This window comes from Klebsiella pneumoniae, assembly GCF_000742135.1.
In the GTDB taxonomy this organism is placed as follows: Bacteria; Pseudomonadota; Gammaproteobacteria; order Enterobacterales; family Enterobacteriaceae; genus Klebsiella; species Klebsiella pneumoniae.
Window position 1 is genome coordinate 2,864,710 of sequence record NZ_KN046818.1, and the last position, 26,472, is coordinate 2,891,181.

Annotated in this window: 25 protein-coding genes and 4 pseudogenes; 12 read left to right on the forward strand and 17 right to left on the reverse strand. The window is 59.4% G+C overall.

Annotated elements, in window-relative coordinates; all coding sequences use genetic code 11:
* The first annotated feature begins 143 nt into the window (after positions 1 to 143).
* Together DR88_RS30840 and DR88_RS0126065 are read left to right on the forward strand one after the other, a co-directional pair.
* A complete protein-coding gene (locus DR88_RS30840) occupies positions 144 to 287 on the forward strand; it encodes a hypothetical protein (protein ID WP_004148810.1) in 144 nt (47 codons plus the stop codon).
* A 297-nt stretch (positions 288 to 584) separates the two neighbouring features.
* Positions 585 to 707 (forward strand): nitrilotriacetate monooxygenase, encoded by a 123-nt coding sequence (locus tag DR88_RS0126065; RefSeq protein WP_004145488.1) that lies wholly within the window; start codon positions 585 to 587, stop codon positions 705 to 707.
* 37 nt (positions 708 to 744) lie between these two features.
* Here the strand turns inward: DR88_RS0126065 and DR88_RS11965 are convergent.
* A pseudogene (locus DR88_RS11965) lies at positions 745 to 1,230 on the reverse strand (phosphate/phosphite/phosphonate ABC transporter substrate-binding protein); the annotation flags it as partial.
* A 177-nt stretch (positions 1,231 to 1,407) separates the two neighbouring features.
* Between DR88_RS11965 and DR88_RS0126070 the strand changes: the two are divergent.
* A pseudogene (locus tag DR88_RS0126070) lies at positions 1,408 to 2,376 on the forward strand (IS110 family RNA-guided transposase).
* 23 nt (positions 2,377 to 2,399) lie between these two features.
* Here DR88_RS0126070 and DR88_RS0126075 read toward each other — a convergent pair.
* The 7 genes and pseudogenes from DR88_RS0126075 to DR88_RS29340 all read right to left on the reverse strand — a co-directional run.
* A pseudogene (locus DR88_RS0126075) lies at positions 2,400 to 2,711 on the reverse strand (phosphate ABC transporter substrate-binding protein); the annotation flags it as partial.
* Positions 2,704 to 3,690: a fatty acid desaturase gene (locus DR88_RS11960; RefSeq protein ID WP_025860664.1), complete on the reverse strand. Its 987-nt coding sequence runs from the start codon at positions 3,688 to 3,690 to the stop codon at positions 2,704 to 2,706. The gene DR88_RS11960 and the pseudogene DR88_RS0126075, both read right to left, overlap by 8 nt.
* Positions 3,691 to 4,129: 439 nt before the next feature.
* Positions 4,130 to 4,876 carry a proteasome-type protease gene (locus DR88_RS11955; protein ID WP_025860666.1) on the reverse strand — a complete coding sequence of 249 codons (747 nt, stop codon included), beginning with the start codon at positions 4,874 to 4,876 and terminating at the stop codon, positions 4,130 to 4,132.
* Between the two features lie 16 nt (positions 4,877 to 4,892).
* On the reverse strand, positions 4,893 to 5,708 hold the full coding sequence (locus DR88_RS11950) for a transglutaminase family protein (RefSeq protein ID WP_002910832.1): 816 nt from the start codon (positions 5,706 to 5,708) through the stop codon (positions 4,893 to 4,895).
* The gene (locus DR88_RS11945; protein ID WP_002910835.1) at positions 5,705 to 6,634 is read right to left on the reverse strand and encodes an alpha-E domain-containing protein; all 930 of its coding nucleotides are present in this window, start codon (positions 6,632 to 6,634) and stop codon (positions 5,705 to 5,707) included. Before DR88_RS11945 ends, DR88_RS11950 begins: the two co-directional genes overlap by 4 nt.
* The gene (locus DR88_RS11940; protein ID WP_004180417.1) at positions 6,628 to 8,067 is read right to left on the reverse strand and encodes a circularly permuted type 2 ATP-grasp protein; all 1,440 of its coding nucleotides are present in this window, start codon (positions 8,065 to 8,067) and stop codon (positions 6,628 to 6,630) included. Before DR88_RS11940 ends, DR88_RS11945 begins: the two co-directional genes overlap by 7 nt.
* 71 nt (positions 8,068 to 8,138) lie before the next feature.
* Positions 8,139 to 8,267 (reverse strand): annotated as a pseudogene (locus DR88_RS29340) (biopolymer transporter TonB); the annotation flags it as partial.
* A gap of 184 nt (positions 8,268 to 8,451) precedes the next feature.
* On the opposite strand from DR88_RS29340, the gene DR88_RS11935 reads away from it, so the two are divergent.
* Together DR88_RS11935 and DR88_RS11930 are read left to right on the forward strand one after the other, a co-directional pair.
* Positions 8,452 to 10,197 carry an alpha,alpha-trehalase gene (locus DR88_RS11935; protein WP_025860668.1) on the forward strand — a complete coding sequence of 582 codons (1,746 nt, stop codon included), beginning with the start codon at positions 8,452 to 8,454 and terminating at the stop codon, positions 10,195 to 10,197.
* A gap of 250 nt (positions 10,198 to 10,447) precedes the next feature.
* Positions 10,448 to 12,568: a TonB-dependent siderophore receptor gene (locus tag DR88_RS11930; RefSeq protein ID WP_004148817.1), complete on the forward strand. Its 2,121-nt coding sequence runs from the start codon at positions 10,448 to 10,450 to the stop codon at positions 12,566 to 12,568.
* Between the two features lie 41 nt (positions 12,569 to 12,609).
* On the opposite strand, the gene emtA is transcribed toward DR88_RS11930, so the two are convergent.
* Positions 12,610 to 13,221: a membrane-bound lytic murein transglycosylase EmtA gene (gene emtA, locus DR88_RS11925; protein WP_002910846.1), complete on the reverse strand. Its 612-nt coding sequence runs from the start codon at positions 13,219 to 13,221 to the stop codon at positions 12,610 to 12,612.
* 175 nt (positions 13,222 to 13,396) lie between these two features.
* Between emtA and ldcA the strand changes: the two genes are divergently transcribed.
* Entirely contained in the window at positions 13,397 to 14,356 is a 960-nt protein-coding gene (ldcA, locus tag DR88_RS11920) for a muramoyltetrapeptide carboxypeptidase (protein WP_004148819.1), read from the forward strand.
* 47 nt (positions 14,357 to 14,403) lie between these two features.
* Positions 14,404 to 16,137: a potassium/proton antiporter gene (locus tag DR88_RS11915; RefSeq protein ID WP_002910885.1), complete on the forward strand. Its 1,734-nt coding sequence runs from the start codon at positions 14,404 to 14,406 to the stop codon at positions 16,135 to 16,137.
* Positions 16,138 to 16,153: 16 nt separating this feature from the next.
* Here DR88_RS11915 and dadX read toward each other — a convergent pair whose 3' ends face one another.
* From dadX to DR88_RS30845, 3 genes are all read right to left on the reverse strand, one after another.
* Entirely contained in the window at positions 16,154 to 17,224 is a 1,071-nt protein-coding gene (gene dadX, locus DR88_RS11910) for a catabolic alanine racemase DadX (RefSeq protein WP_002910887.1), read from the reverse strand.
* 9 nt (positions 17,225 to 17,233) lie between these two features.
* Positions 17,234 to 18,532: a D-amino acid dehydrogenase gene (locus tag DR88_RS11905; RefSeq protein WP_032443926.1), complete on the reverse strand. Its 1,299-nt coding sequence runs from the start codon at positions 18,530 to 18,532 to the stop codon at positions 17,234 to 17,236.
* A gap of 98 nt (positions 18,533 to 18,630) precedes the next feature.
* On the reverse strand, positions 18,631 to 18,777 hold the full coding sequence (locus DR88_RS30845) for a hypothetical protein (protein ID WP_004145506.1): 147 nt from the start codon (positions 18,775 to 18,777) through the stop codon (positions 18,631 to 18,633).
* A gap of 76 nt (positions 18,778 to 18,853) precedes the next feature.
* Here DR88_RS30845 and DR88_RS11900 point away from each other — a divergent pair, with 76 nt between their 5' ends.
* On the forward strand, positions 18,854 to 20,386 hold the full coding sequence (locus tag DR88_RS11900; RefSeq protein ID WP_002910889.1) for a SpoVR family protein: 1,533 nt from the start codon (positions 18,854 to 18,856) through the stop codon (positions 20,384 to 20,386).
* Between the two features lie 74 nt (positions 20,387 to 20,460).
* Here DR88_RS11900 and fadR read toward each other — a convergent pair whose 3' ends face one another.
* Positions 20,461 to 21,180 (reverse strand): fatty acid metabolism transcriptional regulator FadR, encoded by a 720-nt coding sequence (gene fadR / locus DR88_RS11895; RefSeq protein ID WP_002910890.1) that lies wholly within the window; start codon positions 21,178 to 21,180, stop codon positions 20,461 to 20,463.
* A gap of 80 nt (positions 21,181 to 21,260) precedes the next feature.
* On the reverse strand, positions 21,261 to 21,392 hold the full coding sequence (locus tag DR88_RS31625) for a hypothetical protein (RefSeq protein ID WP_020480987.1): 132 nt from the start codon (positions 21,390 to 21,392) through the stop codon (positions 21,261 to 21,263).
* 36 nt (positions 21,393 to 21,428) lie between these two features.
* On the opposite strand from DR88_RS31625, the gene nhaB reads away from it, so the two are divergent.
* From nhaB to DR88_RS11880, 3 genes are all read left to right on the forward strand, one after another.
* Positions 21,429 to 22,979, forward strand: a complete 1,551-nt coding sequence (gene nhaB, locus DR88_RS11890; RefSeq protein WP_004184648.1) for a sodium/proton antiporter NhaB — start codon at positions 21,429 to 21,431, stop codon at positions 22,977 to 22,979.
* 128 nt (positions 22,980 to 23,107) lie between these two features.
* On the forward strand, positions 23,108 to 23,638 hold the full coding sequence (gene dsbB, locus DR88_RS11885) for a disulfide bond formation protein DsbB (RefSeq protein WP_002910894.1): 531 nt from the start codon (positions 23,108 to 23,110) through the stop codon (positions 23,636 to 23,638).
* 151 nt (positions 23,639 to 23,789) lie between these two features.
* On the forward strand, positions 23,790 to 24,134 hold the full coding sequence (locus DR88_RS11880; RefSeq protein ID WP_002910895.1) for a TehB family protein: 345 nt from the start codon (positions 23,790 to 23,792) through the stop codon (positions 24,132 to 24,134).
* A gap of 6 nt (positions 24,135 to 24,140) precedes the next feature.
* Here DR88_RS11880 and ycgN read toward each other — a convergent pair whose 3' ends face one another.
* From ycgN to DR88_RS11865, 3 genes are all read right to left on the reverse strand, one after another.
* The gene (gene ycgN / locus DR88_RS11875) at positions 24,141 to 24,587 is read right to left on the reverse strand and encodes a cysteine cluster protein YcgN (protein ID WP_002910896.1); all 447 of its coding nucleotides are present in this window, start codon (positions 24,585 to 24,587) and stop codon (positions 24,141 to 24,143) included.
* A 94-nt stretch (positions 24,588 to 24,681) separates the two neighbouring features.
* Positions 24,682 to 25,341 (reverse strand): fumarylacetoacetate hydrolase family protein, encoded by a 660-nt coding sequence (locus tag DR88_RS11870; protein ID WP_025860671.1) that lies wholly within the window; start codon positions 25,339 to 25,341, stop codon positions 24,682 to 24,684.
* Between the two features lie 16 nt (positions 25,342 to 25,357).
* Positions 25,358 to 25,639 carry a YcgL domain-containing protein gene (locus DR88_RS11865; RefSeq protein ID WP_002910898.1) on the reverse strand — a complete coding sequence of 94 codons (282 nt, stop codon included), beginning with the start codon at positions 25,637 to 25,639 and terminating at the stop codon, positions 25,358 to 25,360.
* A gap of 126 nt (positions 25,640 to 25,765) precedes the next feature.
* Between DR88_RS11865 and minC the strand changes: the two genes are divergently transcribed.
* Positions 25,766 to 26,464: a septum site-determining protein MinC gene (minC, locus tag DR88_RS11860; protein ID WP_032443927.1), complete on the forward strand. Its 699-nt coding sequence runs from the start codon at positions 25,766 to 25,768 to the stop codon at positions 26,462 to 26,464.
* Positions 26,465 to 26,472 lie beyond the last annotated feature (8 nt).

Below are 26,472 nucleotides of genomic sequence, written 5' to 3' on the forward strand. Positions count from 1 at the left end.
AAAGTGTAACAAATCGCAATTGCCGGGTTATGTGAGAGCTCTCACAAAGGCTCCGCCGCGGCGGATAAGCAGGATCCACGAGCCAGAATAAGCAAATTAAAATCAATACATTACAAGCATCATGAACGCTATTTGCGCGCCTTTTGCCGTGGCCGAATGCGGGGATAAAAATAATTGATGGCGATAACATCGACGGCGAAATGGCGATAAAAAATACGTCTTTTGTACGCTATTCGACCCGCGCTATCAGGGTGAGAAGAAAGCCGAAAATTAAATTAATGCTGTAAAGAATAAAAAGCAGACGTAATAAACGCCATTATTTAACGACAAGCCGGTCGGGCATCACATTTTATCCCCGGCGGTTGGGGAAAATGCACGGTCATTATTTACACCAAAGAAACATTAAATTCACAATTTTTCTTTTGGGTCGCGATAGGCAGCGATCTTTTTTCCGCCATAGCGCAGTTGGTCATACTTTGATTAAAATCAACCCTGGTAATTTATCTTTTACGACGGCCATTGGAGAGTCATTTGTGTTGCCGATCACAAATCCATAAAACAACGACCCGGCCTATCGTGAAGAGATGATCCCGCGGCTGCGCCAGCAGCTTAACGAGCAGCTGATGAGCGACCAGCTGGCTGTCGACCTGCTCTCTTCCTATCTGCGAATGGATCTCAGCGCCCAGCCGTGGGACCAGCCGCTATAGCCCGCCCCGGCGCAGATCGCTGGCCCGGGCATTTCGCCTATAGCTGGCTGACCCCCAGCGCCGCGGCCTCATCCCGCCACGCCAGCAGCGGCGCATAGGCCTCCCGCGACATATCGCTATAGCCGCAGATCAGCAAGGCGTCACACAGGGAACGATAGCGATCATCGCTTACCAGCTGCTGGAGCGCCTCGCGCAGGCTATTCAGCGTTGCCGCCGGGGTGGCGCCGGCGGTGATCAGCGGCAGCCCTGGCGCGGCCGGGCTCCAGCCGATCGCCACCAGGCCAGCCAGAGCCTGCGGCTGATGGCGCTGCAGCAGAGCGTAGGTCACGCAGTCGATGGCGGCGATATCGGCGTTTTCCTGCTGCAGTTCGCGCAGCGATTGCCGATGGCTGCCGCTGAACATCACCGCTGAAAAAAAACGCCCCTCCCGGGAGAGCGGCGCGACCATTTTACGCAGTACGTTGTAGCCGGACTGCGAGTGCTCGGCATTGCACACCGCCCGACGGCCCAAAAAGTTACCCAGCCTTGTATCTTGAAGACTGATTAAAATTAATACGATTAGATTTGGCAAAACGTATGCAGCCCGATGCCTTCCAGGGTTCAAGCCCGTATATCAGCGACTGGCGCATACGCTGAGCCACTCATCTGAAACCCGAACAGTTGTCCGTATTCCATAACGTATTTGCAAGGAGGGGTAAAAATGAGTCAGCCAAATCCACTTTGTGTGGGCATCGATGTTTCCAAAGCCACACTGGACATCGCTGCCAGCAGTGATGTTGCTCAGTTTACAGTCAGCAATGACTCTGATGGCTTTAACGCGATTATTACCGGACTGAGACGGCACTCCGTTGCTCTGGTTCTGATGGAGGCCACTGGTGGGCTGGAGGTTGCGGTGGCCTGTTCGCTTCAGGCCGAAGGTTTTGAGGTTGCCGTGGTCAATCCCAGGCAGGCCCGTGACTTCGCCCGTGCAATGGGATATCTTGCGAAGACCGACCGAATTGATGCCAGAGTCCTCACGCAGATGGCTGAGGTTATTAATCGTCATCCTGAGCGGAAACGCTTTATCAGGGCACTGCCGGATGCTGAACGTCAGGCCCTTGCTGCAATGGTGGTTCGCAGACGCCAGTTGATTGCGATGTTGGTGGCTGAGCGTAACCGACTGTATCCATCCCATCCACAGAACAAGAAAAGCATTAATACCATCATTAAAGCGCTGGAAGATGAGCTTGCCAGGCTCGAGAAAGACATGAACAGTCACATCCGGAACCACTTTAAATAGATTGCTGAGCGCCTGAGCAGTATCAAAGGTGTAGGCACCATGACCGTTTCCGCGATGTTGGCGGAGATTCCGGAACTGGGAACGCTCTCCCGGCGCGAAATCAGTGCGCTTATAGGTGTTGCTCCTGTCAACCGGGACTCAGGGACTATGCGTGGCCGGCGAACCATTTTTGGCGGCAGGGCTGGCGTAAGATCAGCACTGTACATGGCTGCGCTTGTGGCAACCCGCTTTAATCCGGTGATAAAAACGTTTTATGTGCGCCTGCTTGCAGCCGGAAAGGCCAAAAAAGTGGCGCTGGTAGCCTGTATGCGTAAGCTGCTTACTATCCTGAACGCAATGCTCAGAAAGAACGAAGAATGGGATGAGTCGTACCACCACGTTGCTCCATAATTTTTACCTTCAAGACAGTTGCTCCGGTGGCTATCCGCTTCGCGGACCACCAGCAGGCTGCGATAGCGGCGCCCTTCGCAACCGGGCGCAGCGTAGTGGAAGCAGCCCACCGTCTGCACCTCCGGCAATTGGGTCACCAGCGGGTAGCCACAGGTCTGGCTCAGCAACAGCGTCGGCTGGCGCCAGTGAGCCAGCAGATCCCCGGGGTCAGCCGCCGGAGGGTCCCCCGCCACCATCACGCCGCGTTCGTCCAGCAGCGACTGCACCGCCTGCCACAGGGCCTGGGTCTGTTGACGGTGGATGGCATACATCGGAAAAGTCATGCGTTCAGCCATATTCTCCTCCCGCCTGCGCCTGCTCGCCAAAGCCCGGATGGGCGTTCACCGCCACCGCCCGGCGGCTAAAATGGCGTCGCCACTCGCCGTACCCGCGCACCAGGAACCCCTGATTACGCTGCAGATACGCCGCCTGGCGATGCAGATACAGTTGACGTAAAGCGTACCAGGGGACCCCTGGCAGATCATGATGCACCGCATGGTAGTTGAGATTGAGGAACAGCACCCGCCAGGGGAGCCCGGCCTCGTTGATCACCGAACGGGCCAGCGGGTCATCCGCGGCGCGATGTTCGAGAAAAGAGCGTACTTTGGTCAGGGCCAGCGCCGGGTAGCTCACCGCCAGCACAAACCACAGCGGAGAAAAACCCTGCGCCGCCATCCAGGTCAGCAGGCCCGTCAGCAGCAACAGATGCAGACTCCACATGGCGATAGCGCGGCGGTCGCCCTCGCGGAAAGCCCGCAGCGCGCTGTTCAGGGTGTGAATAATATCCATCATCGGCGCCAGCAGCAGACGCCCCCAGAAGGTGTTGCGCAGGTGGATAAGGCGGCGCTGCCAGGCTGAGAAGCGCTGCCAGCATTCCGCCGTTACGTAGTACGATTCGGGGTCATCCTCAGGGTGCGTCAGCAGATGGTTGCGATGGTGCGCCAGGTGGCTGTCGCGGTAGACGCCGTAGGGATACCAGACCGCCAGCGGCAGCGTCCCCAACAGCTGGTTAAACCATGCCAGCCGGGTGGGATGCCCATGGATCAGCTCATGCTGTAAGGACATATACCAGGCGGTAAACCAGATCAACAGCAGCGTGGCCGGAAACAGTCCCAGCGTCCGCCAGCCCGCCACGCAGGCAAACCAGCCGCCGTAAACCGTCACAATCAGCAGCCAGGTCGGCAGCTCGCTGCGCCACAGCCAGCTGCGCGCCAGCTGGCGGATCAGGATGCGCTGTTGGTCATCCACATAGACAGCCGTCTTCTTTTCCGTCACTTCCGATACCTTGCCGTGTTGCCTCATTCCCTCCGAAGATGTGAGATAACACGTTAAATAACAAAGTATTTAATTGACTTAGCTTTGCCAAAAAGCGCGTTTGTGTTCAACAGGGCAAAGAGAATACCGTCCATGGCGCAACAGGTTGGCGGTGTTTAAACAGGTCCATCGCCCGGCGGCGCTGCGCTTGCCGGGCCTACGGGATACCCCCCTCCCCGGGCCATCCAGGCCGGTGCAGGCGCAGCGCCGCCGGACAAGGACAGCGGCGCCGCTTTTGTGCCGGGCGGCGGCGACGCCTTGCCCGGCCTACGATCCGTGCGGCCTGTCGTTAATTTATTTACCGCTATTGCTGAAATTTTACCGCCAGGTCGAGGATACTTAAGGACTCCAGCGCCTTACCCGCCTTCGCGCCGACGATACCGGCGGAGCGTCACAGCGACTACTCCTCTTCCCGCTCCGCTGGCGTCCAGGTCGGCAGAGTCTGGAAGGTGTGCAACAGCCCTTCGGACCACGCCTTGCGAATGCGGTTGAAGTAGGGATCGCTGTCGGTGATGCGATGCTGCCCGGCACTGCTGAAGCTGCCGCTGCGGTAGAGCAGCGTATCCAGCGGCAGGCCGACGGACAGATTACTGCGCAGCGTCGAGTCAATGGAGATCAACGCGCAGCACATCGCCTGCTCCAGCGGCGTGTCGATGGTCAGCACCCGATCGATGATCGGTTTGCCGTATTTGCTTTCGCCAATCTGGAAATAAGGCGTGTCGCGGGTGGCTTCAATAAAGTTGCCCTCCGGATAAATATGGAACAGACGATGGGGTTCGCCGGCGATCTGGCCGCCAAGCAGCAGGTTGCAGTTGAAGTTGGTGTTACTGCAGGTCTGCTGATTGCTGCTGTCGCGCTGGATCACCTCCAGCAGCGTTTTACCGATCAGCATCGCGGCGTCGTAGAGGGAAGTGACCTGCATCAGATTCGGCTCCTGCTGGGTACGGATGCGCGCGCTGAGCAGGCTTATCACGCTCTGGGTGGTGGCCAGATTGCCGGCGGATTGCAGCACCAGCACCCGTTCCCCCTCCTGATGGAAAACGTGCAGCTTTTTAAAAGTGGCAATATGGTCGACGCCCGCGTTGGTGCGGGAGTCGGAAGCAAACACCAGTCCATCCGCCAGGCACATGGCCACACAGTAGGTCATTGCGGTTATTCCCGTATTATTGCTGCTGCGCCTGCTGGCTGTGTTCGCGCACTTCAGCGTTAGTTAACATAATCTCCCCGCCGCCGCCCAGCCGGGTGCCCCGTACCGGGCAGGCATCGAGATAATCCAGCCCGGTCGCCAGCCGTAAATGCTGATTCAGGCGACGGGTATTATTGGTGATATCAAACGACAGCCAGCGGCCGTCGAGCCAGACTTCCGCCCAGGCATGCATCGCCACATGCTGGGCGTTATCGCTGTAGACATAGCCGCTGACGTAGCGCGCCGGGATCTCCAGCGCGCGGCAGCAGGCGAGAAAAACATGGGTATGATCCTGGCACACCCCCTTCGCGCGGGCGAAGGCGTCGGCGGCGGAGTCCTGCACCTGGGTCGCGCCGGGGGAGTATGGCATTCTTAACAGCAGATCCGCCATCAGTTGATTCAGACTCTCTTCCGCCGCATCGGGACGATAGAGGCGCTGGGCAAACTCACGGATCGCCGTATCGGCGCGGGTTAGCGGCGTACAGCGCAGAAAAACCAGCGGCGACAGCAGCTCGGCCTCTTCATCACGCGTCTCCTCCCCTTCGTCGGCGATATCGACAATCCCGCTGGCGCGGATGGTGATCTCCTTGTGCGGGTTATCCAGCGTCAGCACATGCAGCACATTGCCCCAGCCGTCGGTAGTGGTCACCGCCGCGCCGTCCGGCAGGGTCAGCGTCCAGGCGGTGATCGTCTGCCGGGCGGTACTGCGTGGCGTCAGGCGCAGATACTGGGTGGAAAACTTCACTTCTTCATCGTAGCCATAGCGGGTGAGATGATCGATGACCAGTTTCATAAGGCCTCCAGGTAGGTTTGTCTGATGCTGTCGGACAGCGCGTTAATTCTCGCCAGTAGCCCGTTAAGGGTGGTCTGCAGGTCCGCCTGCGCCAGGTCGTCACGGGTGCTGAAGCGCAGGTCAACGTTGAGCTGATGGGCGAGGCGCAACGGCTGATAAGAACGATCGTTGGCAATCTTCTCCAGCTCGCCCACCAGGTCGGCAATGCTGGCGCGCAGCGAACGTGGAATATCGTTGCGCAGGATCAGCAGCTCCATCACCGTTTCGCGACTGACCGGCTGGCGGTAGAGGCTGTTGTAGGCTTCGCGGGCGCTGACCGCATTGAGCAGGGTATCCAGTCGGTAGTATTCCCGCACCGGATCCGGATCGTTGGTCAGCTGTTGATCCTTAATCAGCAGCAACTGGGTGGTGGCGAAGGCGCGCTCAATCAGGGTGCCGATACCGATAAAACTCAGGGCGTCGTTGCGCAGCAGCGTGCCGATCACTGCCCCGCGAAACAGATGCACCCGCTCTTTCACCCACTCAAAAAAGCCGTCGCTCCCCAGCTCGCCCAGCCCCTGCTGGCGGAGGGTCCGCAGTTCAATGCGGGTGGCATTGATGCTCTCCCACACTTCGGCCGACAGACTGCCGCGCACCGCGTGCGCATTGTTCCACGCCATCTCCACGCAGCTGTAAATACTGCAGGGGTTGTTGCCATCAAGGGCAAAAAAGTTGAGCAGATTGCTCATGGTAAAGCGGGCATGGCGCGCCTGAAACAACTCGTGGGTCATCGACAAATTCAGCGGCAGCGCCAGATCCCGCGACTGCTGGCTGTGACGGGGGATCATCGATAATTTCCAGGTCACGTCCAGCACCCGGGCGTAGCTCTCCGCCCGCTCGAGATAGCGGGCCATCCAGAACAGTTCACTCGCCGTACGACTTAGCATGATGCGTCATCCTCCATCACCCAGGTATCCTTGGTTCCGCCGCCCTGCGACGAGTTGACCACCAGCGACCCTTCGGTGAGGGCCACGCGGGTCAGGCCGCCGGGCACCAGCCGCATCTCCTGCCCGGACAGCACGTAGGGGCGTAAATCGATATGCCGCGGCGACAGCCCTTCATCAACGAAGGTGGGGCAGGTCGACAGCGCGAGGGTGTCCTGGGCGATATAGTTGGCCGGATTGGCCAGCAGGCGCTGGCGGAAGGCCTCCCGCTCCTCTTTGGTGGAACGCGGGCCGACCAGCATGCCGTAGCCCCCGGCGCCATGGACCTCCTTGACCACCATCAGCTCGAGATTGCTCAGCACGTAGCGCAGGTCCTCCGCTTTCCGGCACTGCCAGGTGGGGATATTGCTGAGGATCGGCTGTTCGCCGAGGTAAAAGCGGATCATCTCCGGGACGTACGGATAGATCGATTTGTCGTCAGCCACCCCGGTGCCGATGGCGTTGGCCAGCACTACGCCGCCGGCGCGATAGACGGACAGCAGCCCCGGGACGCCGAGCATCGAATCGGCGCGGAAGGCCAGCGGGTCGAGCCAGGCGTCGTCGATGCGGCGATAAATCACATCCACCCGCCGCGGCCCCTCGGTGGTGCGCATATACACCGCGCCGTTTTTAATAAACAGGTCGGCGCTCTCCACCAGCTCGACCCCCATCTGCTGCGCCAGGAAGCTGTGCTCGAAGTAGGCGCTGTTGAAGCGACCCGGGGTCATCACCACGACGCAGGGATCATCCACCAGCGAGCTTTCGCGCAGGGTCTGCAGGAGGTAGCTCGGGTAGCGCTCCACCGGCGCAATATGATGCTGCTCGAACATCTCCGGATAGAGGCGCATCATCATCTTACGGTTTTCGAGCATGTAGGAGACGCCGGACGGCGTGCGCAGATTATCCTCCAGCACGTAGTACTGACCGTCGTTATTGCGCACCATATCGACGCCGGTGATATGGGCATAGGTATTGTTTGGCAGGTTGATGCCCTGCATGCACGGCTGATACTGCTCGTTGGCCAGCACCTGCTCGGCCGGGATCAGCCCCGCGCGCAGGATATTCTGCTCATGATAGATGTCATAGAGGAAGGCGTTCAGCGCTTTCACCCGCTGGCGTATGCCGCGGTCAATGCGCTGCCACTCCCCGGCGGGTATGATCCGCGGCACGCTGTCAAACGGGATCAGCCGCTCGGTCCCCTCATCCTCGCCGTACACGTTAAAGGTGATGCCGATACGGTGAAAAAGCAGTTCCGCTTGCGCTTTTTTCTGCCGGATAGAGAATTGATCGGTGTTGCGAAACCATTGCCACCAGGCATTATAGTGCGGCCGCTGTTCACCCTGCGCGGTCAGCATCTCGTCATAATAATGCCCGTCAGGTAGCGTAATTTTAATCATGGCTATCCCCTCCGGTTGTACTCACTTTGTGGTAATCCCGCTAAGAGATAAGCATTAATTATGCCAGGTCCTCTGCCGCCGCGGCGTTGTGCAAATCGGTTCAGCCCCGCCGTCTGGTTGTGCAAAAAATCGACAAAACAGCCGCCCGCGCCCGGCGGCGGCTGCACCGTCGTGAGGCAGGGCGACGTTTTTTGCGCCATCGTGGACGCCAGCGCCCTCAGCCAGGCGGCCCAGCCCGCGGCGGTCTCAGGAGACCTGGCAGGTAAATCCTCTGTTTTCGCGCAAAATGTTACCCCTGACACGCGCAGCGGCAGATATTCGTCTAAGGTTTTTGGATGGCCAAACGTCGTGGCCCGCAGTCGATAATGATAAGGAGAACTCCCCATGACGAGTACTGATGCACGTCGTCCCGCTGCTTTGCCCTGTTCCCTGCGCCTGGCGATCGGCGGCGCTCTGATCGCCCTGATGAGCCTGAACGCTCAGGCGGAAGACGGCAAAACCGCGCCGCCCCCCTCGCCGGATATTCTGCTGGGCCCGCTGTTCAATGATGTCCAGAGCGCGAAGCTGTTTGCCGATCAGAAAACCTTCGCCGACGCTATCCCTAACAGCGATCCGCTGATGATCCTTGCCGATTACCGGATGCAAAAAAACCAGGCCAGCTTCGACCTGCGCCACTTCGTCGAACTGAACTTCACGCTGCCGAAAGAGAACGACACCTATGTGCCGCCCAAAGGGCAAACTCTGCGTCAACATATCGATGGCCTGTGGCCGGTCCTGACCCGCAGCACCGTCGAGGTGGAAAAATGGGACTCGCTGCTGCCGCTGCCTAAGCCCTACGTGGTGCCCGGAGGACGTTTCCGCGAAGTCTATTACTGGGACAGCTATTTCACGATGCTGGGTCTTGCCGAAAGCGGTCACTGGGATAAAGTCGAGGATATGGTCGCCAACTTCGCCGCGGAAATTGACGCCTGGGGCCATATCCCCAACGGCAACCGCACCTATTATCTCAGCCGTTCGCAGCCCCCCTTCTTCTCCTTTATGGTGAGCCTGCTGGCGACGCACGATGGCGACCAGGTGCTGAAAACCTACCAGCCGCAGCTGGAGAAAGAGTATCGCTACTGGATGGCCGGAGCGGACGCGCTGGCTCCCGGCAGCGCCGACAAACGGGCGGTGCGGATGGCGGACGGCGCGCTGCTCAACCGCTACTGGGACGATAACGACACCCCGCGTCCCGAGTCCTGGCTTGACGACGTCAAAACCGCCAAAAGCAACCCGAATCGTCCGGCAACCGAGATCTATCGCGACCTGCGCTCCGCCGCCGCCTCCGGCTGGGATTTCAGCTCCCGCTGGATGGACAATCCGCAGCAGCTCGCCACCATTCGCACCACCTCGATTGTCCCGGTCGATCTCAATGCCCTGATGTTCCATCTGGAGAAAACCCTCGCCCGCGCCAGCAAGGCATCCGGGGACAGCGCTGGCGCTACGCAGTACGATGCGCTGGCTAACGCCCGCCAGCAGGCCATCGAGAAATACCTGTGGAATGATAAAGAGGGATGGTACGCCGACTACGATCTGAAAAGCCACAAGGTGCGCAATCAGCTGACCGCGGCGGCGCTGTTCCCGCTGTACGTCAATGCCGCGTCACGCGAGCGGGCGACGAAAGTGGCCGCCGCCGCCGAGTCGCGCCTGCTTAAACCCGGCGGGCTGACCACCACCATCGTCAACAGCGGCCAGCAGTGGGACGCTCCCAACGGCTGGGCGCCGCTGCAGTGGGTGGCGGTCGAGGGGCTGCAAAACTATGGTCAGCAGAAGATCGCCATGGAGGTCACCTGGCGCTTCCTGACCAACGTGCAGCATACCTATGACAGTAAGCAAAAGCTGGTGGAGAAGTATGACGTGAGCTCGACCGGCACCGGCGGCGGCGGCGGGGAATATCCGCTGCAGGACGGCTTTGGCTGGACCAACGGCGTCACCCTGAAGATGTTGGATCTGATCTGCCCGCAGGAGAAACCCTGCGATGCGCTGCCCGCTACCCGTCCGGCGACAACCCCTTCACCGCAGGACAAACCTGTTGCGGCGCCCGCGGCTAACGACCCCGCCCCTGCGGAACCGCAAAAGACCGGCTCCTGACGCTTCGCCGCCCCTACCAAAATCGGTAGGGGGAAGCGGTCTCCCTGGTCACTACCGTCCCGCGCAGACCCATTCTGCGGCTCGCGGGAAACACATCCCCACCCCCTCGCGTTGAACAGGTCACCTTTTCGCTTGACCGCACAAATACAAACAATAATAATTCGCATTACTTTTTAACGAATAATGACAGATTCGTTTTTCACGCGGCGGCGTACAGGAGTACCAGACCGCGTTGGTTCAGGATGATCTTATGAACGTGGCTATTTCTCGAAAACGCCCGGGGCTGCTGTATGCCCTTGCGGTCACACTCCCCTTCACCGCGCAAGCCGAAGAGACGGTGGTGGTCACTGCCACCCCGCCGGCGTCCGCCAGCGCGCCGACGGAGGGCTACAGCGCCAGCACCTCGCTCGGGGCGACGAAAACCGACCAGCCGTTAATCACTACCGCCCAGTCGGTGTCGGTGGTCACCCGCCAGCAGATGGCGGATCAGGGGGCGAATACCATCAGCCAGGCGCTGGAATATACCCCGGGGGTCTACTCCAGCTTCGGCGGCGGCGCCACCCGGTTCGACGCCATCTCCCTGCGCGGCCACCACGGCGGCGACGTCGATAACCTGTTCCTCGACGGCATGCGCCTGATGAGCGACGGCGGCAGCCATAACGTACTGCAAATCGACCCGTGGTTTATCGAACGCGTGGATGTGATCCGCGGCCCCTCCTCCGCGCTCTACGGGCAGAGCGTGCCGGGCGGCGTGGTCAACCTGACTTCCAAACGTCCGCAGTTCAGTCAGCAGGGCCACATCCGCCTGACCGGCGGCACGCAAAATACCAAAGGCGCGGCCTTCGATTACACCGACGCCATCAATGACCAGTGGGCATGGCGGCTGATCGGGATGACCCGCAGCAGCGACACGCAGTATGACCATACCCGCGAAGAGCGCTACGCGATTTCGCCTTCCCTGCTGTGGCAGCCGGACAGCGACACCTCGCTGCTGCTGCGCGCCTATCTGCAAAAAGATCCTTCCGGCGGCTACCACGGCTCTTTGCCGCTGGACGGCACCCGCTACGCGCACAATGGCCGTAAGCTCTCCCCCAGCACCAACGAAGGCGATCCGGGAGATGGCTATCAACGCCGCCAGCAGATCTACAGCTATGAGTTTGACCACCAGTTCACCGACGTCTGGTCGGTCTATTCCGCCGGGAGCTACACCCATACCAACGTCTCCCTCGATCAGGTCTACCAGGTCGGCTGGATAGATGACAGCGACATGCTGGCCCGCGGCTACAGCGGTTCGCGCGGTTCGCTGGACGGCTGGTCAACCGATAACCGCCTGCGCGCCGATTTCAATACAGGCGACCTGGCGCACACCCTGATCCTCGGCGCCGAATATCATCGCTTCCGTAACGACCTGTGGACCGGCGCCGGCGGCGCGGCGCCCCTTAACCCGTTTAGCGGCTATACCGCGCAGACCGGACATACCGTTACCTACAGCGACGACAATAATCGCCGCTATTACCAGACCGGGCTGTATCTGCAGGATGAGATGGTCTGGAACCGCTGGCATGTGGATGTTTCCGCCCGCTACGACCGCATCGTTTCCCAGCAGGTCAGCGATACCCAGGGGACCTCAAACCGCCGTTCAGACGACCATATCAGCGGCCGCGCCTCGCTGTTGTACGCCCTGGACAACGGTCTGTCGCCCTACCTGAGCTACAGCCAGGCGATCACTCCGGCGATGCTGCCGGGCGCGGACGGCAAACCGTTGAAACCGACCACCGCCGAACAGGTTGAAGCCGGCCTGAAGTTCCAGCCGCCGGGCAGCAGCGATCTCTATAGCATCGCGATTTACGACCTGACGCAAAAGGATGTCGCCACTCGCGACCCGAACATCGCCACCGCCACCTATATTCCGGCGGGTAAGGTCCATTCCCAGGGCGTTGAGCTGGAAGCGCACCACCAGATCACCCCGCAGCTGAGTACTATCGCCTCGTATACCTGGAATCGTCTGCGTTTCCAGGACACCAAAGACGGGACCGACAATAACACGCCGCAGCTGACCCCGGATCAGATGGCCTCCTTCTGGGCGCGCTATCAGTTCCCGGCGGGGATCTCCGTTGGCGCCGGCGTCCGCTACATCGGTAAACAGTGGGCGGATGATGCCAACACCGCGCGGCTGCCGTCGGTCACGCTGATGGACGCCATGATGCGGGCCGACCTCGGCGTCTGGTCGCCAACGCTGAAAGGCGCATATGTGCAGGTTAACGCCAACAATATCGGCGACCGCGAGTATATTTCCGGCTGCTATGGCACCGGCAACTGTTACTGGGGAGCAGAGCGCAGCGTTATAGCCACCGTGGGCTACGATTTCTGAGGACGTGGCCTCCGGGAGACTACCGGAGGCCAAACGAGGGATTACATGGCGTCCAGCGCTTTCTGCAACTTCCAGATATAGCGCGGCGCCTGCGGTGCCGGGTGTTTTTTCACCACATGTTCGAAGAACTCATCGGCGTCGAGATCGTTAATCTCCTCGATGGCGTCCTGGCGGTTCGAGGAGAAGGTACGCAGCAGCGCGCCAGCGCCGTTGGCATAGGAGACCACCACCGCATAGCGCATCACCTGCGGGTCTTTGATCCCCGCCAGCGGACCGTTCTCCAGAATGCTCAGATAGGCGGCCCCCATCGAGATATTACGTTCCGGGTTTTTCAGCTCACTGACCGACGGCTCGCCGCGCCACCCCATCCGCCGATAGACATCGCGTCCGGAGGTCGAGGGCTTGAGCTGCATCAGCCCGACAGCGCCGGATTTACTCACCACCGCAGGATTACCACCCGACTCGATGGCGATGATCGCCGTGATCAGCTGCGGATCCACGCCCCAGGCGGCGCCGGCTTTTTCACTGATCGGCATCCACTGCATCGCCCGCTTCACCGGGACCTCGGGGTTCCACGGCGGGTTAGTGTAATCATGTTTCGAACTACAACCGGCCAGAAAAACGACTAAAATAAGCAACCATCTCAATTTCACACATCTATCCTTATCTACCCAAACGCCATCATGCTACAGAACGACGGCCGCGGTACATCTCCCGCCTGCCGACAACCTGAAGGATGACGGGTGCGGACTGAAGTTAGCCACCTGGAGATGACAATCGCCATTCCAGGCGGCATCATAACCCTTTCATTCATAGCAAGGAATTATCATGTCTCAGTTTTATCTGGTCGCGCCATCCGGGTATTGCATCAACCAGCAGGCGGCAGCCCGCGGCGTCGAGCGTCTGCAGCAGGCCGGACACGAGGTGGCCCACCAGCAGGTCATTCCCCGCCGGCAGCAGCGTTTCGCCGGGACTGAACATGAACGGCTGGCCGATATTAACCAGCTGGCCCAGTTGCCCGGCCGCAACCGGATCGTCCTCGCCGTGCGCGGCGGCTACGGCGCCAGTCGCCTGCTGCCGCATATCGACTGGCAGGGACTGGTTGCCCGCCAGCAGCGCGACCCGCTGCTGATTTGCGGCCACAGCGATTTCACCGCTATCCAGTCGGGCCTGCTGGCCATGGGCAACGTCATCACCTTCAGCGGTCCAATGCTCGCCGGCAACTTCGGCGCGGAGACCCTCGACCCGTTTACCGAGCACCATTTCTGGCAGGCGCTACGCCAGCCGGAATTCACCCTCGAATGGCCGGGCGAAGGGCCGAACTGCCGGGTGGAAGGCACCCTGTGGGGGGGAAATCTGGCGATGCTGACCTCGCTTATCGGCACGCCGTGGCTGCCGGCGATCCGCGACGGCATCCTGGTGGTGGAGGATATCAATGAGCACCCGTTCCGCGTCGAGCGCATGCTGCTTCAGCTGTTGCACAGCGGCGTGCTGGCGGCGCAGAAAGCGGTGATCTTCGGCAGCTTCACCGGCAGCGCGCCGAACGACTATGACGCGGGATACGATTTGCCGCAGGTCTTTGATTATCTGCGCCAGCAGCTATCCCTGCCGCTGATTAGCGGACTGGAGTTTGGCCACGAGCAGCGCACGGTGACCCTGCCGCTGGGCGCCCGCGCGCGCCTGGTGAATCAGGCGGCGGCCACCACCCTGACGATCGGCGGCCATCCGGTGCTGACAGAATATATTTCCCGAACGCATAGGCGGATCCCCTGCGAATTGTTAAAATAGTGTCACTTTTAGCCATTTTTTCACGCCAGTCAGGGAGTACGTGAACATTGGACGCCGCTGCGGTCATTAGTCTGTTTATTCTGGGTTCTGTTTTAGTAACCTGCAGTATCTTATTGAGCTCCTTTTCTTCGCGCCTTGGCATCCCGATTCTGGTCATCTTTCTGGCCATCGGGATGCTGGCAGGCATTGACGGCATCGGCGGCATCCCCTTCGACAATTACCCCTTCGCCTATATGGTGAGTAACCTGGCGCTGGCGGTGATCCTACTGGACGGCGGGATGCGCACCCAGGCCAGCTCCTTTCGCGTCGCGCTGTGGCCCGCGCTGTCGCTGGCGACGGTTGGGGTGCTGATCACCTCGGCGCTGACCGGGATGATGGCGGCCTGGTTGTTCAAGCTGGATCTGATCGAAGGCCTGCTGATCGGCGCCATTGTCGGCTCCACCGACGCCGCGGCGGTCTTCTCGCTGCTCGGCGGCAAGGGGCTCAACGAGCGCGTCGGCTCGACGCTGGAGATAGAGTCAGGCAGTAACGACCCGATGGCGGTCTTCCTGACCATCACCCTGATCGAAATGATCCAGCAGCACCAAACCGGCCTCAGCTGGATGTTCGCCGTGCATATCATTCAGCAGTTCGGCCTCGGGATCGCCATCGGCCTCGGCGGCGGCTACCTGCTGCTGCAGATGATTAACCGCATCGTGCTGCCCGCCGGCCTCTATCCGCTGCTGGCGCTGAGCGGCGGGATCATGATTTTTGCCGTCACCACCTCCCTCGACGGCAGCGGTATCCTCGCCGTCTATCTCTGCGGCTTTCTGCTGGGCAACCGGCCGATCCGCAACCGGCACGGCATCCTGCAGAACTTCGACGGCCTAGCGTGGCTGGCGCAGATCGCCATGTTCCTGGTGCTGGGCCTGCTGGTGACGCCCTCCGACCTGCTGCCGATCGCTATCCCGGCGCTGCTGCTGTCGATGTGGATGATATTCATTGCCCGGCCCCTGTCGGTGTTTGCCGGCCTGCTGCCGTTTCGCGGCTTTAACCTGCGCGAACGGGTGTTTATCAGCTGGGTTGGCCTGCGCGGCGCGGTGCCCATTATTCTCGCGGTGTTCCCGATGATGGCCGGCCTGGACAACGCCCGCCTGTTCTTCAATGTCGCCTTCTTCGTGGTGCTGGTATCGCTGCTGCTGCAGGGCACTTCGCTGTCGTGGGCGGCGAAAAAAGCCAAAGTGGTGGTGCCGCCCATCAGCTGGCCCATCTCCCGCGTCGGGCTGGATATTCACCCGGAAAACCCGTGGGAGCAGTTTGTCTACCAGCTGGGGGCCGATAAGTGGTGCATCGGCGCGGCGCTGCGCGACTTGCACATGCCACCGGAGACGCGGATTGCCGCGCTGTTTCGCAACAATGTCCTGCTGCACCCCACCGGCAGCACCCGCCTGCGGGAAGGCGATATCCTGTGCGTTATTGGTCGGGAGCACGACCTGCCGGCGCTCGGCAAAATGTTCAGCCAGTCGCCGCCGGTGGCGCTCGATCAGCGCTTTTTCGGCGACTTCATTCTTGATGCTGAGGCCCGCTTCGCCGATGTGGCGCAAATCTACGGTCTCGACGGCGGTGAGGAGTTCCGCGAGCATCAGCAGTCGCTCGGGGAAGTGGTGCAGCAGCTGCTGGGCGCCGCGCCGGTGGTGGGCGACCAGGTGGAGTTCGCCGGGATGGTGTGGACGGTAGCTGAAAAAGAGAACGATCACGTGCTGAAGGTTGGGGTGCGGGTCGCGGAAGACGAGGCGGAGTGATCCGCCCCGGAATAGGTTACAGGGTCACAACTGGCACCCGCGGCGCCAGGGCGCACATCAGCTCATAGCCGACGGTGCCGCTGCTGGCCGCCACGTCGTCGATTTTAATCTCTTTGCCCCACAGCTCGACCGGCGCGCCGATCCCGGCCTGCGGACAAGGCGTTAAATCGACCGCCAGCATATCCATCGATACGCGTCCCACGGTAGTGGTACGTACGCCATCCACCAGCACCGGCGTGCCGCTCGGCGCCACCCGCGGGTAGCCGTCGGCATAGCCGCAGGCGACGATGCCGATCCGCTGCTCCTGGGTGGTGCGGTACAGGCCGCCATAGCCAATCGCCTCGCCGGGACGCAGGTTCTGCACGCCGATGATCTCGCTGCGCAGCGTCATGACCGGCTTCAGCCCGGTGTTGGCGATGTCCTGCCACTGCCCGGAAGGCGACGCGCCATACAGCACGATGCCTGGACGAACCCAGTCAAAATGCGCTTCCGGATGCCAGAGGGTCGCCGCCGAGTTGGCCAGCGAGCGCGGGCAATCCAGCCCCTCCGCCGCCTGTTCGATACGGCGCATCGGCTCGACAATTCCCTGCGGGTTCTCCGCCTCCGCGAAGTGCGACATCAGCGTCATCTCGCCGACGTTGCTTATCGCCCGCAGCTGCTGCCAGACGGTGTGGACCCGCTCAGGCATAAAGCCCAGCCGGTTCATGCCGCTGTTCACCTTGAGATAGATATCCAGCGGCGCGCGCAGCTTCGCCTGTTGCAGGGCCTTAATCTGCCAGTTGCTGTGGACGCTGGTGGTTAAACGATATTGATCCAGCACCGCCAGCTCATCGGCATGGAAGAAGCCCTCCAGCAGCAGGATCGGGCCTTTCCAGCCCTGCTCCCGCAGCAGGATCGCCTCTTCCAGGTTGAGCAAGGCGAAACCATCCGCCGCGCTTAACGCACTCCATACGCGCGCCACGCCGTGGCCGTAGGCGTTGGCCTTGACCACCGCCCACAGGCGCGACCCGGGGGCCGCGCGACGCACTATCTGTAAATTCTGCCGCAAGGCCAGCAGGTCGATGCTGGCCACTACCGGACGGGTCATGCAAGCTCCTTAGTTGTGTGCGCCGTGCAGGTGCTGCGGGCGCGCCGGGGTAAAACCGGGGCTGTAGCGGGCAACCGCCAGATCGTCGTAAGGGATCGCCGGCGTGCGGCCGGAGATCAGATCGCTGATAAGCTGCCCGGAGCCGCAGGCCATGGTCCAGCCAAGCGTGCCGTGGCCGGTGTTGAGCCACAGATTTTTATACGCTGTGCGGCCGACCACCGGCGTGCCGTCCGGCGTCATCGGCCGCAGGCCCGTCCAGAACGTCGCCTGCTCCACGTGGCCGCCGCGCGGGAACAGATCGCGCACCACCATCTCCAGGGTTTCGCGACGCGGCTGCAGCAGCGCTTTGTTAAAACCGACGATCTCCGCCATGCCGCCGACCCGAATGCGCTGATCGAAGCGGGTGATGGCGATTTTGTAAGTCTCATCAAGGATAGTTGAAACCGGCGCGCCGTCCTCCTGAGCGATCGGAATAGTTAATGAGTAGCCTTTCAGCGGGTAGACCGGTATATCCACCAGCCCTTTAAGCATCGCCGTCGAGTAGGAGCCGAAGGCCACCACATAGGCGTCGCCCTTAATAATCTCATCGCCGCATTTCACCCCGGCAATGCGATCGCCCTCGTGCAGCAGCGCATCCACTGCGGTGTTGAAGCGGAAGGTCACGCCGGCCTGTTCCGCCATTGCCGCCAAACGGGTGGTAAACAGCTGGCAGTCGCCGGTTTCATCATTTGGCAGGCGCAGGCCGCCGGTCAGTTTGTGGCTGACCTCCGCCAGCGCCGGCTCCACCTCCGCCAACCGCTTCGCTTCCAGCAGCTGATACGGCACGCCGGCGTCCTCCAGAACCGCGATGTCGCGGGTGGCATTTTCATACTGTTTGGCGGTACGGAACAACTGCAGCGTCCCGCCCTGGCGCCCTTCATACTGAATGCCGGTGGTGTCGCGCAGCGCCTTCAGGCAGTCGCGGCTGTACTCCGCCAGGCGCACCATACGGCCTTTGTTCTCCATATAGTGGCGGGTGTCGCAGTTGCGCAGCATCTGCCACATCCACTTCAACTGGAACGAGGTGCCGTCAAGACCGATCGCCAGCGGCGCATGGCGCTGAAACATCCATTTGATCGCCTTCAGCGGCACCCCCGGCGCCGCCCAGGGCGCCGCATAGCCGGGAGAAATCTGCCCGGCGTTGGCCGCGCTGGTCTCCTCTGCCGGACCGGGCTGACGGTCGATGACCGTCACGTCATGACCCGCCTGACTCAAATACCACGCGCTGGCTACCCCAACCACCCCACTTCCCAGTATGACGACACGCATAGCGACTCCGTAACAGTTAAAGAACAATCATCTGATTACAAATTGATAACTCAGTTGAAAATATTATTCAACATACGCTTTATTTATGGTGACTTAACTCACAGCAAACCGCACCAGCCCTGCGCTGTGAGATTTACGATCTCATGCTGCGCTTTATTTTTACCCAGCATTAAATTCTGCAAACAAGGCAAAAAAACGGCTTTGAGATGGGGAAATCGCGAAGAAAAGCGATTGGCGTACAGCACAGTTTGCTGCACCGTGTTCTATGCTTGTTTAGAGGTTTTCCGTTCAGAGAAAACCAACAACAACGAGGGCGCGCTAATGGCTACGATTGACTCCATGAACAGGGACACCACCCGTTTAAGCGATGGACCCGACTGGACGTTCGAGTTACTGGAAACCTACCTGGCCGAAGTGGACCGGGTCGCCAAGCTCTATCGTCTTGACACCTACCCGCACCAGATCGAAGTCATTACTTCCGAGCAGATGATGGACGCCTACTCCAGCGTCGGCATGCCCATCAACTATCCGCACTGGTCGTTTGGCAAAAAATTTATTGAGACCGAGCAGGCCTATAAGCACGGTCAGCAGGGTCTGGCGTATGAGATAGTCATCAACTCCAACCCCTGTATCGCCTACCTGATGGAGGAAAACACCATCACCATGCAGGCGCTGGTGATGGCCCATGCCTGCTACGGGCATAACTCGTTTTTTAAAAATAACTATCTGTTTCGCAGCTGGACCGACGCCAGCTCGATCATCGACTATCTGATCTTTGCCCGTAAGTACATCACCGAGTGCGAAGAGCGCTATGGCGTCGACGAAGTAGAGAAACTGCTCGACTCCTGCCACGCGCTGATGAACTACGGCGTCGACCGCTATAAACGTCCGCAAAAAATCTCTCTGCAGGAGGAGAAAGCGCGGCAGAAAAGCCGGGAAGAGTATCTGCAAAGCCAGGTGAATATGCTGTGGCGCACCCTGCCGAAGCGCGAAGAGGAAAAAGCGATTGAATCCGCTCGTCGCTACCCTTCCGAACCGCAGGAGAACCTGCTGTACTTTATGGAGAAGAACGCCCCGCTGCTCGAACCGTGGCAGCGCGAGATCCTGCGCATCGTGCGTAAAGTCAGCCAGTATTTCTACCCGCAGAAACAGACCCAGGTGATGAACGAGGGGTGGGCCACCTTCTGGCACTACACCATCCTCAACCATCTCTACGATGAAGGGAAAGTGACTGAGCGCTTTATGCTGGAGTTTCTCCACAGCCATACCAACGTGGTGTTCCAGCCGCCGTACAACAGTCCGTGGTACAGCGGGATTAACCCCTACGCGCTGGGCTTCGCCATGTTCCAGGACATCAAGCGCATCTGTCAGTCGCCCACGGAAGAGGATAAGTACTGGTTCCCCGATATCGCCGGTTCTGACTGGCTGGAAACGCTGCATTTCGCCATGCGCGACTTTAAGGATGAAAGCTTTATCAGTCAGTTCCTGTCGCCGAAGATCATGCGCGATTTCCGCTTCTTTACCGTGCTCGACGACGATCACAACAATTATCTGGAGATCTCGGCGATTCACAACGAAGAGGGTTATCGCGAGATCCGCAATAAGCTCTCCGCGCAGTATAACCTCAGCAATCTTGAGCCGAACATCCAGGTGTGGAACGTTGACCTGCGCGGCGACCGATCGCTGACCTTGCGCTATGTGCCGCACAACCGCGTCCCGCTGGACAAAGGCCGGCGCGAAGTGCTGAAGCATGTGCATCGTCTGTGGGGGTTCGATGTGCTGCTGGAGCAGCAGAACGCCGACGGCAGCATTGAGCTGTTGGACCGCTGCCCGGCGCGGCCGAACGCGCTATAGCATTGCGGGGCGAGTAAAATAACAAAGGGGGCCATTGGCCCCCTTGTTCTGTATATCGATCGCGAAAAGCCCGCTTAACGCATATTCATGGCTAAATCACCGGGCAGCGATTTCTGCATCCGGTGCCAGATCTCGCCGCTGTCATGGCCGTAGCGACGAACCAGCTCGTAAACCTGGTCATGCAGGCCAGCCTCACACACTTTCGCCAGCTGATGATAGAAACCGAGCGCCAGGCTGCGCGCTTCCGGGCTGGAGAAATAGTGGCGGCCGATGCGGGTATACAACCCCTTCATGCCGTTGAGGATCAGACCGTAGATCGGGTTGCCGGAGGCAAACGCCAGACCACGGAAAATATTATAATCAAGCTCGGCGAAGGCGTCGGCGTGATCCTCCACCTCCCGGGCGCTGTCCAGGACCGCCAGCGCTTTATCCGGATGCTGGCGAAACGCGGTGCGGATAAAAATCGTGGAAATGTTGGTGCGCACGGAGAGCAGATTATCAATCAACTGCGGTACGCTGTCGTGATCGAGGCGCGCCAGCGTTTCGAGGATATTCAGGCCTGAGGTTTCCCAAAAGTTATTCACTTTAGTGGGCTTACCATGCTGAATGGTCAGCCAGCCGTCACGGGCCAGACGCTGCAATACTTCGCGCAGGGTTGTGCGGGTGACACCGATCAGCTCAGAAAGCTCGCGTTCAGCGGGGAGAATCGATCCGGGAGGGAAGCGGTTATTCCAGATACTCTCAATGATGTACTCTTCCGCGAAACCCGCAGGGCTCTGCGCCTTAATGACCATAGTAAGATTTCCATTACACAGCGTTACAATTGCACTCATCATACCAGAGCCGCTATAGCGCAGATAGCATGGCAAGTGAATTAAAAAGGGATCGCCGTTTCATTTTCCGCTTTTACTTTGCGCTTTTCCTTATCTTCACAAACCGCCAGCACGGCGCGAAGAAAGTTGCTTCTCATTTTGCTCAACTGGTACTCTTGCCAATCGTTATGCACAAAACCATGCACTCATTGACGGGGAAGGATTCTGTCGTGGAAATTTCTTATGGCCGCGCGCTGTGGCGCAATTTTCTTGGCCAGTCGCCGGACTGGTACAAGCTGGCATTAATCATTTTCTTAATCGTAAATCCGCTGGTGTTCGCCGTGGCGCCGTTTGTCGCCGGCTGGCTGCTGGTGGTCGAGTTTATCTTTACCCTCGCCATGGCGCTGAAGTGCTATCCGCTGCTGCCGGGTGGTCTGCTGGCTATCGAGGCGCTGCTGATCGGCATGACCAGCCCGGCGCACGTGCGGGACGAGATCGCCGGCAATCTGGAGGTGCTGCTCCTGCTGATGTTCATGGTGGCGGGTATCTACTTTATGAAACAGCTTTTGCTGTTCGTGTTTACGCGCCTGCTGCTGGGGATCCGCAGCAAAATGCTGCTATCGCTGGCGTTCTGCCTGGCGGCCGCGTTCCTCTCGGCCTTTCTCGATGCGCTGACGGTGGTGGCGGTAGTGATCAGCGTCGCCGTCGGGTTCTATGGCATCTATCACCGCGTCGCCTCGGCGCGCCCGGACGATAGCGACCTGCTCGATGACAGCCATATCGAGCAGCACTACCGTGAGGTGCTGGAGCAGTTCCGCGGCTTTCTGCGCAGCCTGATGATGCACGCCGGCGTCGGGACCGCGCTCGGCGGCGTCATGACCATGGTCGGCGAGCCGCAAAACTTGATTATCGCCAAAGCCGCGGGCTGGCATTTTGGCGAGTTCTTTCTTCGCATGGCGCCCGTGACCCTGCCGGTGATGGTCTGCGGTCTGTTAACCTGTCTGCTGGTCGAAAAGTATCGCCTGTTTGGCTACGGCGAACCGCTACCGCCGACGGTGCGCAAGGTGCTGCAGGAGTTTGACGATCGCAGCCGCGCCCAGCGCAGCCGTCAGGAGCGACTGCGGCTGATTGCCCAGGCGCTCATTGGCGTTTGGCTGATCGTGGCCCTGGCTTTTCACCTGGCTGAGGTCGGCCTGATTGGCCTGTCGGTGATCATCCTCGCCACCACCTTTACCGGCGTTACCGATGAGCACGCCATTGGCAAGGCGTTCACCGAGGCGCTGCCCTTTACCGCGCTGCTGACGGTCTTCTTCTCCATCGTCGCGGTTATCATCGATCAGCAGCTGTTCACGCCGGTGATCGAGTTTGTCCTGCAGGCCTCGCCGCACGCGCAGCTGTCGCTGTTTTATCTGTTCAACGGCCTGCTGTCGTCCATTTCGGATAACGTGTTTGTCGGCACGGTCTACATCAACGAAGCGAAAGCGGCGCTCGAACATGGCGCCATCAGCCTGCCCCAGTTTGAGATGCTGGCGGTAGCGATCAACACCGGCACCAACCTGCCCTCGGTGGCCACCCCGAACGGCCAGGCGGCGTTTCTCTTCCTGCTGACTTCCGCCCTGGCGCCGCTTATTAGGCTCTCCTATGGCCGTATGGTGTGGATGGCGCTGCCCTACACCATCGTACTGACGCTGGTCGGCCTGTTATGCGTCGAGTTCACCCTGATGCCAGTCACCGACTGGCTGCTGGCGCACGGCTGGCTGGTGACGCCCAGCCTGCCCTGAGTCAGTTTTTGCCCGGGTTCGCCCGGGCGCATCAATAACCCGTTACGGAATATTTTCCGCCGCGCCTCTGGCGTCGGTTCGGTTTTCGTTTACACTGCCATGATTTAGCATCTTCCAGGGAAATGATTATGTTGCAATATTTAAACCAGTGCTCAAGAGGACGCGGTGCCTGGCTCCTGATGGCGTTGACCGCTTTTATTCTCGAACTTGTCGCGCTGTGGTTCCAGCACGTGATGCTGCTGCAGCCGTGTGTCATGTGTATTTACGAACGCTGCGCGCTGTTCGGCATCATGGGCGCGGGACTGGTGGGCGCTATCGCCCCCAAAACGCCGCTGCGCTATGTCGCCATGGCAATCTGGTTGTACAGCGCGATACGCGGACTACAGCTGGCGTGGGAGCATACGATGATCCAGCTGCACCCTTCACCGTTCCAGACCTGCGATTTCGCCGCCCGCTTCCCAACCTGGCTGCCGCTGGATAAATGGCTGCCGCAGGTTTTCGTTGCGTCCGGAGACTGTTCAGTACGTCAGTGGCAGTTCCTGTCGCTGGAGATGCCGCAATGGCTGGTGGGGATTTTCGCCGCCTATCTGCTGGTCGCTATTCTGGTGATCGTTGCTCAGCCTTTCAAAGCGAAAAAACGCGATCTGTTTGGTCGTTAAGCCGCGGCAAGTCCAGCCCACAATGAAACGCCCTGCGGGGCGTTTTTTTTATGCCTCCTGCGCATAGCTGAATCGTTTCATGTCTATGGTTGACCACAGCCACCAAAAAGCGCATATTAAATACATCTTTTAAAACCCCACAGGAGCTCACATGTCATCTTTACTGATCCCCGCAGACTGGAAAGTTAAACGCTCCACCCCATTCTTTACCAAAGAGAATGTCCCTGCCGCCCTGCTGAGCCACCACAACACCGCGGCTGGCGTCTTCGGCCAGCTGTGCGTCATGGAGGGCACGGTGACCTATTACGGTTTTGCCAATGAACAGGCGACGGAGCCGGAGAAAAAAGTTGTGATTCATGCCGGGCAGTTTGCTACCAGTCCGCCGCAGTACTGGCACCGCGTCGAACTCAGTGACGACGCCCGCTTCAATATTCACTTCTGGGTGGCGGAAGAAACCGACGGTGAAAACGGGCTGTTCCACGCGAAGAAAGCGTGACGGCGCTTAGCGCGCCCTGTCAGGCAGATTAAGGATATGGTCCTGCCAGTCGACCACCGTGGACTCAGGCACCGCAATATGGCGAACGGAGATGCGTTCGCCGTGCATCGCCGCTTTTGAGCCAGTCAGCAGCGGGTGCCAGGCCGGCAGAGGCTTGCCTTCCGCCAGCAGGCGATAGGCACAGGTCGGCGGCAGCCATTCGAAGGTCGGCAGATTTTCGCGGGTAAGCTTGATGCAGTCCGGCTCATACTCAAAGCGACGCGCGTAGTTACGACACTGGCAGGTTTTGATATTGAGCTGACGACAGGCGACGTTGGTGAAGTAGATCTCGTCAGTGTCTTCATCCATCAGCTTGTGCAGGCAGCACTGGCCGCAGCCGTCACACAACGATTCCCACTCCGCGTCGCTCATGTCATCCAGTGTTTTTTGTTGCCAGAAAGGTTGTTCGCTCATCGGAGTGTCCGTCGTTGCCAGTTAAGGGTGCACCTTATAACCAGTCTGGCACGCCGATGCAAGTTTTGCCGCCCCAAAAGGCGGCAAATAGCGCTTACAGCACGCGGGTAGTGAGCGCCAGGCCGTTGAAGCCGACCTCCAGCTCGTCACCGCTGTGCAGCGGCCCCACGCCTTCCGGGGTGCCGGTGAGGATCACATCCCCGGCTTTGAGGGTAAAGAAGCGCGACATATAGGCGATCAGCGGCACAATCTTATGGATCATGTCGGCAGTGGTGCCCTGCTGGCGCACTTCGCCATTAATCTTCAGGCTTAACGACGTATTCTGCGGGTCGCCGTGGAACTCAGCGGCCGGGATAAAGCCGGAGATCGGACAGGCGTTATCGAAGCCTTTGGCCTTCTCCCAGGGTTGTCCCGCTTTTTTCATTTTCGCCTGCAGGTCGCGCAGCGTGAGATCCAGCGCGACGCCATAGCCGGCAATCCCTTTCAGCACATGCTCTTCCGTCGCCTGACGCAGCGTACTGCCGATAAGCACCACCAGCTCGACTTCGTGATGCACCGAGCCCAGCCCCTCAGGAAGCACCAACGGCTGACGAAGATCGCACAGCGCAGTCTCAGGTTTAATAAACAGCACCGGCTCTTCCGGCGTCGCACTGCCCATTTCCTTGATGTGTTTCGCATAATTACTGCCGACGCACACTACTTTGCTTACTGGATAATCCAGAAGCGCACCCTGCCAGTTATGATGTTGGTACATTATTTTCCCTCGTGGGTTAATCGGATTGTTTCCCCTGTTCCGCCAGGTGTTTCTTTAGTAGATTTTCAGACGGCGGAGGCAGTTGCAGGTAATAGCCCTGTTCGCTTAACGCCTGTTTCACTTTTTCCAGATCGGCGTTAACCAGTTTTTTGCGCCCATCCAGCGGCAGCAGCATCGCCATTTGCGGCGTGCCAAAGCTGCGCATTAGCTCGTCAGGAACGCGCGAGAAATCGTCCTTTTTTTCGACGTATAAATAGGTTTGTTCACGTTTAGTACTTCGATAGATCACACAAAACATAGTTTTACTCGGAATTAGACCCGTGGTCACTTGCCTCAATATATGAGTGACTATAACATGCCTTTTAGTCTTCGGAATATCACCGCACTTCGGCGGTTGATAAACAGCAAATTGAGTAAGGCCAGGATGTCAAATACGCCAATCGAACTTAAAGGCAGTAGCTTCACGTTATCTGTCGTTCATTTGCACGATGCAAATCCCGAGGTTATTCGTCAGGCGTTAGAAGACATAATCGCCCAGGCTCCCGCCTTTTTACGTCATGCTCCGGTGGTGGTGAATATCGCCAGCATCGAGGAGGAGGTAGAATGGCGCGCCATCAACGAGGCTATCGCCGCGACCGGTTTACGTATTATGGGCGTTAGCGGATGCAAAATTCCGCGCCTGAAAACCGAAATCGACCGCGCCGGCATCCCGTTATTAACCGAAGGGAAAGAAAAAGCCTCTCGTCCGGCACCGTCCGACCCCACCCCGCCGCCGCCAGTTGCTAGTCAGATCACAAAAACGCGTTTGATTGATCAGCCGGTACGTTCCGGTCAGCGCATTTATGCGCCACACTGTGATCTTATTGTTACAAATCATGTGAGTGCCGGTGCGGAACTTATCGCTGACGGAAATATCCATGTATATGGCATGATGCGAGGACGCGCGCTGGCAGGCGCCGGTGGCGACAGAGACGCCCAGATATTTTGTACCCACCTTGCGGCGGAGCTGGTCTCCATCGCCGGGGAATATTGGCTGAGCGATAACATCCCGGCCGAATTTTATGGCAAAGCGGCGCGCCTGCGTTTAGGTGAAAGCGCTTTGGCAATTCAACCGTTAAATTAATCCCTTTT